Source organism: Holdemania filiformis DSM 12042 (assembly GCF_000157995.1).
Taxonomy (GTDB): Bacteria; Bacillota_I; Bacilli_A; order Erysipelotrichales; family Erysipelotrichaceae; genus Holdemania; species Holdemania filiformis.
Genome location: NZ_GG657557.1, coordinates 91,149 through 98,930, shown reverse-complemented (window position 1 = coordinate 98,930; position 7,782 = coordinate 91,149). Strand labels below are relative to the sequence as shown.

Below are 7,782 nucleotides of genomic sequence, written 5' to 3'. Positions count from 1 at the left end.
CAGCTGACCCTGGAAACCTATGCCGTTGACAGCCGGGAATTAATCGACCGGTGTGAATTTAATAAATAAACCGCTGCAGGACCAGCGGTTTTTGTGAGAAAGGGGAAGTAAGATCTGGGCAGCACTGCCGCTTATGATTCATCCCCGCGATCATGGGGAAATCCCCGCGGACAAATTCGCGGGGATTTTCAATTTAAGCGACGATTAAAATCTTTGTGAAATAACAGACGGAGGCCAGAACGAAGATCAGGATCAGAATCTGAGTCGAGGTCATATTTTTCTTCTTAATCAACCATAAGAGGCCGGCGACCAGGCCGATGGGAACCAGATAGGGCGCGATATTATCAAACATTTCCTGAACTCTGAAGATCTTGTCCGCCTGCTGACCTTCAAGGGAGATCGCGCTGGTATATTCCAATCCAATCTGGATTCCGGATAACATGGACGGGATAAAACCACCCAGGATCACGGCGCCGAACATCGTTACCAGTTCAATGCCGGAGGTCATCAGGCTGTTTTTCGTTGTGCTTTCAATGGCTTCCACACCTTTGGTATAGCCGAAATCAAAGAGCTTGGACTGAACGATAATCCAGCCGATTCGCACAAGTAAGATCAAACCCAGGGATAATAGCCAGTTTCCCGTGAGCGCGAACTGACAGGCGATTAAGGTTGTGACCGGATTGATGATCACGCCCGCCAGCGTATCGCCGACGCCGGCCAGCGGTCCCATCATCGCCGTTTTGATATTCTGGCCGATTTCTTCCTGATCCGCTTCCATCATGGCCAGGTGAACGCCGGTGATCAGCGGTGAGAAAATGGCGCTGGTGTTGAAAAACTGAATGTTGTCGACGCAGGTTTTCCGCAGTCCCTCCGGATCGTTCTGGTAAATCTGTTCAATGCCCGGAAGCATTGCCCAGCAGTAGCCGGAGCCCATCATCCGGTCGTAGGACCATGTCTGCTGAATTCCGAAAATATGCCGGATCTTAATTTTGCGCAGCGTTTCCTTAGTCAATTTCATCGCCGACAACCTCCTCATTCTGTTTCATTACTTCATTTTTAATCATTGCGTAAATCGCGCAGATCGCCGCGGCCGCAAAGGTCAGACCGATGATCGTGCTGGAGGTATAAGCGATTAAGAAATAACCTGCCAGTAAGAACGGCCAGTAGCGTTTAATGTTGATCATTGACATCAATAAGGCAAAGCCCATGAGCGGAAGCAGACCGCCGGCCAGATCGAAGATTCCCAGCAGGACGGAAGGAATCATCTGAATGAGCGACACCAGCTGATTGCCGAATAAGATCCCGATGAAGACCGGAATCGCCATGTGTGGTCCGTTCGTTAATAAACAGTTAAGCCAGAAAGACCGGTTTATCTTTTTCAGATTGCCTTCCTCCGCGCCTTTGACCATAATCTGAACCAAGGCCGTACACAGGATCGTGGAAATGGATCCCAGCGCGATGCCGACCATTGAAGCCGGGATGGCGACGGTGGAAATCGCAATGTTGATCGCTTCGGAGGAAGCCAGCGCCGGATTGGCTCGCATCATCAGAATGGCGACAGCCGTTCCCAGAACGGAGCCTAGAAAGTAGTTGGGAATGGCGGCCCCGCCGAAGGTGTACATCCCTAACGACATCAAGGTCAGTACGGTCCCGATATACAGGCCGAGCTGGATGTCGCCCAGGACCAGGCCGGCGACGATTCCGCCCAAGATCGGCGGGTTGGATCCAATGGTCATGGTACTGATCAGCATTTGTTCAAAATACACAAAGACCGCCAGCACCAGTGCGGCTAGAAATAAATTTTGCATCATGTTACCCCTTTCATCTGTGCCTTCATTTCAACATGAAAAAAGCGGACATACAAGCGATTACGCGGGTTTTTGACATTTTCACACATTGCGGATAAACCCGGAAAAAGCCTTTCAATCAGCTGAAATTCTGACTTTTTCAGGGAGCTGTCTGCTTTGGATAAGCCTCGTAAAAACCGGGAAAACCAGTATAATAAACTTGAAAAGAGGGATGGGATATGACGCAACGAATCGCTGTCGTCGAAGACGAGCCGATGATGAATGATTTAATTTGTTTCGTTTTGAATAACGCCGGTTTTAAAACCGTTTCCTACACTTCAGCCCGCGCGGCCCAGGCCGGACTCAACCGCCAGTTCGATTTGTGGCTGCTGGACATCATGCTGGAAACTCCGACGGCCGGACTGGATTTAATGAAGGCCGTCAGGGAGGTCAATCCGAATCAGGCGATCTGCTTTCTATCCGCGCGGGACAGTGAGCTGGATAAGATTACCGGTCTGGAAATCGGCGGCGATGACTACATTACCAAGCCGTTTTCCAAAAAAGAACTGGTACTGCGGATTACTAATATACTGCGCCGAACCGCGCCGGCGACCGCAGCGAAGGCTTCACCGGAAATACTGCAGGCCGGGCGGATAAAGATCGACTTGCACTCGCGGAGACTGTGGTGGCAGGGAGACCTGATCAATTTGACCGCCAAGGAATTCGATTTAATCCTGTTGTTGATTCAAAACGACGGACGCACGGTTGACCGGCATACGATCCTGCGGATTATCTGGGACACCAATTACTACGGCAGCGGCCGGGTTCTGGATGATACGATCCGGCGCGTGCGCAAGAAACTGCCGGATCTTCAGATTGAGACTGTCTATGGGGAAGGCTACCGGGTCAGCGGATTATGAGAACATCGATCCGCGATTTCAATGTCGTGCTGTGGATTTCCCTGATTTTCTGCGTTCTGCTGCTGCTGGGCAATCCGCTTCCGCCGGCAGCGGTGGTGCTGGTTGTATTGATCATCCTGCTGAATCTGACGATTCTCTGCTGGCTGTTCTTTTTACGGCTGGATATTCGGAAAATGCTCAATTTCTGCCAGGCGGTCCGGGTCGGTAATTACGATCAGAAACCGATCGCGCTGTCGCGGAATGATGAGATCACCGACTTGAACAAGGAAATTGCCGCGATGAAGGAATATCTGCAGGCGATGCACGATGCCAAAAGTCAGATGATTCAAAATATATCGCATAATTTGAAAACACCGCTGTCAGTCATCATGCTTTCCTGTGAGATGCTGCTGGACGGCGATGTGGAAGCGGCGCAGGTTCAGCCTTATTATCGCCAGATTTATCAGGTTTCTGAAAAAATGTTGAAGGAAATTGAGCGGCTGCTGGAATTAAACCGGATCAATCATCTGATCACCTTGAACGAACCGTGTACGCAGGAAACGGCGATGAAAGAACTGATTGAAAACCGGATCGAAGTGTTTGCGCCGCTCATTGAGAAGCGCGGTCTTCAAATTGAACCGGCATTGTATCCGGTGAAGTTTAAAGGCAAGCCTGAGCATTGGGAAACCGTCGTCGACAACCTGCTTGAAAACGCCGTTCGTTATGCGGAAACGACGATTAAAATCCGTTGTTATCCACAGTCCCTGGCGATCTATAACGACGGGATCCGGCTGCCTTCCGCAATGCTCAGAAAGATCTTTGATCCCTATGTCAAAGGCGAACAGGGAAAATCAGGACTGGGTCTGGCAATGGTCCAGTCGATTGCCAATCTGTATGATTACCAGGTGTTCGCTGAGAATAAAACGCAGGGTATGGAATTTAAAATTTTAGCGAAAGAGAAGGAACGGTAAAATGAGAAAAATAAAGTGTACATGGATTGACGGCATCACGGAAAACCATCCAGTGATCGAATGGGATAAGGGAAAAATCACAGCCGTCACCCATTCCCAGACTTCAGGCGATTTAATCGGGATGCCGGCGTTGATCGACGTGCATACGCATGGCTTCCGCGGTTTCAGCAGCGAAGCCCCGGCGGAAGATCTTCGGCGTCTGGCGCAAGCCTATGCGCAGCGGGGAATCGGCGGTTTCTGCGCGACGATCGGACCGCGGCCTTTCCCTCGTTATCTGGAAATCATCGCTGAATACCGCAAGGCGTTTTCCACGCCATATCCCGGCGCCCGGTTTCTGGGTCTGCATTTGGAAGGCCCGTATCTGAATCCGGCAAAGGCCGGTGCGATTGACCCCGTGACAATGCAGAAGATCGACCTGACAGAACTGGAAGCTTTTTTAAAACAAAGCGCGGGATGCGTCAAGATCATGACGATCGCGCCGGAGCTGCCGGACGCAGAGGCCGCAATCCGGCTGCTGAACCAATATGGCGTCATCGCTTCCGCCGGACATACGGCGGCGGATTATGCGCAATGCGAAAGGGCGGCCGAAGTCGGACTGACCCAGATTACACATACGTTTAACGCGATGCATTCCCTGCATCATCGGGATCCGGGGTTAATTGCTTCGGCTCTGATCGATCCGCGGCTGGACTGTGAAATGATCAGTGACGGCTATCATCTGCAGCTGCCGGTCATGAAGCTTCTGACATTGACCAAGGGGCCGGATCATATCCTTTGCGTTTCGGACAGCGGCGCGGATTCAGGCTATGCTTATCCTGAGGGAACTGTGTTGAGCGACGGCTGCGTGATCCGCGGCGGAGCGATGGTACAACCTGACGGTGTGCTTGCCGGCAGCACCTGCGATTTAAGCGACGCTTTAAAAACCTTGGTGCGGAAGATGGAAATCCCGCTGCCGCAGGCGGTAAGAATGTTATCGCTGAATGCCGCGCGGAATTTGAAGCTGAACAACTGGGGGACATTGAAACCGGGAAATTCATGCGGCTGGAGCTTCTATACCCCTGATCTGGAATGGGTGGAAACGATCGTGGATGAACAATCCTGTCTTCTATCCGAACGCTGACAAAACAAAGCCGGCTGTTTCCTGCGATAAATAAAAAAACTGAGTTCACGAAATGCCAGACATTTCTGAAAGCTCAGTTTTTTGATCGTTTAAATCAGTCCTGCTTTTTGGTCACGGGCTGAATTTTCATCAGATGATTGCGAACCCAGAACGGCAGAAATAAATAGAATAGGATAAACAGGAGAAGCAGGTAAACGATCAGTCCGGCGAATGCATGATCATCCGGAAGAATTACAACAAGGATTGCAAGCAGAAAACAAACCGTCCAGGAAGGGATCAGCCGGAAGTGTGAATGACAATGCGGACATTCCAGCCGCCCCAACAGGAACGATCTGAAATGAACATGAAAACTTTCTTGACAATGGGAACATACGACTTCCTGACGCATTTATTTATCCTCCTGACACCGCGCGAAGCGATGTAAACAACGATTTTAAACCCACCCCGGCCAGCAGCAGAAAACCGCAGAAATTGATCGGATCACGGAAGAACGTCAGCGTGAGCCAGCGCAGAAACGCCAGATAAAGCAGCGAATTCCGCGATGAATCCTGAAACTCCGTAAACCAGGCGCTCCAAGCATAAAGACTGACTCCCAGCCAGTAGACGAGTTCCAGAAGCAGGGACTTCTTCCGGGTTTTCCAAAGCAAAAGTACCGTGATGAGAAAGAAGACGGTGAACAGAAAAGCGTAATCATAGACTGTGATGCGGGTGCAATAGGGCGTGATGATGTCGATGTCCGGGCAAGTCCCTCCCGCGTTGATGGAACACAGGGGGACCGGAATGGGCCAGCCTCGTTTTTCCCAGACCCCAAGGCCCAGCTGAATCAATAAAAATACGGCAGGAATTTCCTCCATCCGCAGCAGCGCTTTCCAATGAAGTCTTTTCATCTTTCTCTCCTCTTTCTTTTATTATAAAGCATCAGGCGGAAAAAGACAGGGGCGGCGGCCTTTTTTCACCCTCCCTTATTTCATACGAATGACCGGAGCGGTCCGCTGCGTAGCGGACACCTTAGCGAGGTTTATCCATAAGCGCGCGGCGATGGGGTAAGCGGAAAAATCTGCGGCTGTTCCGGAGTGAAATTCTTTGTTAAAAATGTTGACAACCTAACAAATTGGAAATAAACTAAAAACGGCAGCCGGAAAGAAATTCCGGCAAAAGAGGGAGGTGGAAAGCATGGATAACCCGGGCGGTAGTTGCAGGCAAGGCATCAATAAAACGAGAAATTCATTCTTTCCTCTCCTGGAGGGCGAGTCTGCCCGAAAATAAAGCTCCAGGACGTTTTATTCATGCTTTGCGAACTTGAAGAACAAACTTGAAGGAGGGCAAAGTATGACGGTAAAAAACATCACTGAGCTTTTGAACGCGAAAAAATACGCTCAGATCAAAAAAGAACTCAACGAGATGAACAGCGTGGACCTGGCGGAATTGCTGGAACAATTCCCACAGGAAAGCATGGTCGTCCTTTTCCGTTTGATCGCCAAAGAGACGGCGGCGGAAGTTTTCACCAACATGAATACGGAGATGCAGCAGGCGCTGATCAGCACGTTTACAGAGAAAGAACTGAAGGATATCTTTGAGGATATGTTTATGGACGACACCGTCGATATCCTGGAAGAAATGCCGGCTAATGTGGTCGAGCGGATTCTCGACGTTACCGATAAAGAAACCCGTTCGCGCATCAACGAGCTGCTTCAGTATCCGCAGGACAGCGCCGGCAGCCTCATGACGACGGAATACGTCGACCTGAAAAAGACGATGAGCGTTCGCGAGGCGATTGCGAAGATCAAACGCGTCGGCATCGACCAGGAAACGATATACACATGCTACGTCATCGAAAACAAGAAACTGTTAGGCATTGTGACGGCGAAAAGCCTGCTGCTCAACGACGAGAACGCCTTGATCGGCGACCTGATGGAAACGCATATCATTTCCGTGCGGACTCACGACGATCAGGAGGAAGTCTCCAAGCTGTTCCAGAAATACCGGCTGATTTCCATTCCGGTTGTGGACACGGAAAACTGCATGGTCGGGATCGTCACCTTTGACGATGCGATGGAAGTTTATCAGGAAGAAATGGCAGAGGATATCGCATTGATGGCAGCGGTGCAGCCCAGCGACGATTCCTATTTCGGAACTTCGGTGTTCAATCATGCCAAACACCGGATTCTGTGGCTGTTGTTTTTAATGCTCTCGGCGACGATCACGGGCACGATCATCTCCCGCTACGAGGAAACGATTTCCGCGATTCCGCTGTTGGTTTCGTTTATTCCCATGTTGATGGATACCGGCGGTAATTGCGGCACGCAGAGCTCGACGCTGGTTATCCGTGGCATTGCGACCGACGAGATCCGCTTCTCCGATCTGTTTAAGGTGGCGTTTAAGGAAAGCCGGATCGCTCTGATTGTCGGCGCGGCTTTGGCGGCGGTCAATGGTCTGCGGATCATCGTCATGTATCAGGATCCGCGGCTGGCGATTCTGCTGGGAATTTCCTTAATGTGTACGGTCTTTTTGGCGGAACTGATCGGCTGTCTGCTTCCGTTGCTGGCCAAGAAGGTGCATTTGGATCCGGCGATCATGGCGGCGCCGTTAATCACGACGATTGTTGACACCTGTTCAATTATTATTTATTTTGCGATTGCGACGCATCTGTTTGCGCTGTAAGCATCGTGATGAACAAGCATGGAGGAAAACTCTGTGCTTTTTATTTCTCCTTTCTTGGCGATCTCCCAGATCGTGGAACGCAGAAACAATAGTATACAGTGGGTCAACGAGATTTTGACCGGAAAGGAGAATGTCGATGGAAAACGTAGAAAGAGAACTGCGGATTCCTCGCAGCTGGATGGAATCGGAAGAGGATTTCGCAATGGAATGCGGCCGTCCGCACCGTCCAACGCCGCCGCGCAGACCACACTGCCCGGGTTGGAGCGATGATTTCCGCACGCGTTTTGATGAAGCTGATTTCATGGAGGATGAAATGTTTGTGGAGGAGGCTGTCAACCTGTCCG

General features: G+C 50.7%; 8 protein-coding genes. 5 read left to right on the top strand and 3 right to left on the bottom strand.

Features of this window, described 5'->3' with window-relative positions; translation table 11 throughout:
• Nucleotides 1-193: 193 nt before the first annotated feature.
• Entirely contained in the window at nucleotides 194-1,018 is an 825-nt protein-coding gene (locus HOLDEFILI_RS09400; RefSeq protein ID WP_006059398.1) for a PTS system mannose/fructose/sorbose family transporter subunit IID, read from the bottom strand.
• Nucleotides 1,005-1,808, bottom strand: a complete 804-nt coding sequence (locus HOLDEFILI_RS09395; RefSeq protein WP_039864604.1) for a PTS sugar transporter subunit IIC — start codon at nucleotides 1,806-1,808, stop codon at nucleotides 1,005-1,007. The genes HOLDEFILI_RS09400 and HOLDEFILI_RS09395 overlap by 14 nt, the downstream gene beginning before the upstream one ends.
• A 218-nt stretch (nucleotides 1,809-2,026) precedes the next feature.
• Here HOLDEFILI_RS09395 and HOLDEFILI_RS09390 point away from each other — a divergent pair, with 218 nt between their 5' ends.
• From HOLDEFILI_RS09390 to HOLDEFILI_RS09380, 3 genes are read left to right on the top strand one after another with little or no spacing between them, the layout of a single operon-like run.
• Nucleotides 2,027-2,707 carry a response regulator transcription factor gene (locus HOLDEFILI_RS09390; protein WP_006059395.1) on the top strand — a complete coding sequence of 227 codons (681 nt, stop codon included), beginning with the start codon at nucleotides 2,027-2,029 and terminating at the stop codon, nucleotides 2,705-2,707.
• A complete protein-coding gene (locus tag HOLDEFILI_RS09385; RefSeq protein WP_006059394.1) occupies nucleotides 2,704-3,657 on the top strand; it encodes a sensor histidine kinase in 954 nt (317 codons plus the stop codon). The genes HOLDEFILI_RS09390 and HOLDEFILI_RS09385 overlap by 4 nt, the downstream gene beginning before the upstream one ends.
• 1 nt (nucleotide 3,658) lies before the next feature.
• Nucleotides 3,659-4,777 carry an N-acetylglucosamine-6-phosphate deacetylase gene (locus tag HOLDEFILI_RS09380; protein WP_006059393.1) on the top strand — a complete coding sequence of 373 codons (1,119 nt, stop codon included), beginning with the start codon at nucleotides 3,659-3,661 and terminating at the stop codon, nucleotides 4,775-4,777.
• A 392-nt stretch (nucleotides 4,778-5,169) separates the two neighbouring features.
• Here HOLDEFILI_RS09380 and HOLDEFILI_RS09370 read toward each other — a convergent pair whose 3' ends face one another.
• A complete protein-coding gene (locus HOLDEFILI_RS09370) occupies nucleotides 5,170-5,664 on the bottom strand; it encodes a hypothetical protein (protein WP_006059391.1) in 495 nt (164 codons plus the stop codon).
• Nucleotides 5,665-6,106: 442 nt separating this feature from the next.
• Here HOLDEFILI_RS09370 and mgtE point away from each other — a divergent pair, with 442 nt between their 5' ends.
• Entirely contained in the window at nucleotides 6,107-7,438 is a 1,332-nt protein-coding gene (gene mgtE / locus HOLDEFILI_RS09365; protein WP_006059390.1) for a magnesium transporter, read from the top strand.
• 136 nt (nucleotides 7,439-7,574) lie between these two features.
• On the top strand, nucleotides 7,575-7,782 hold a 208-nt coding region (locus tag HOLDEFILI_RS19730), incomplete at its 3' end, for a hypothetical protein (RefSeq protein WP_039864603.1).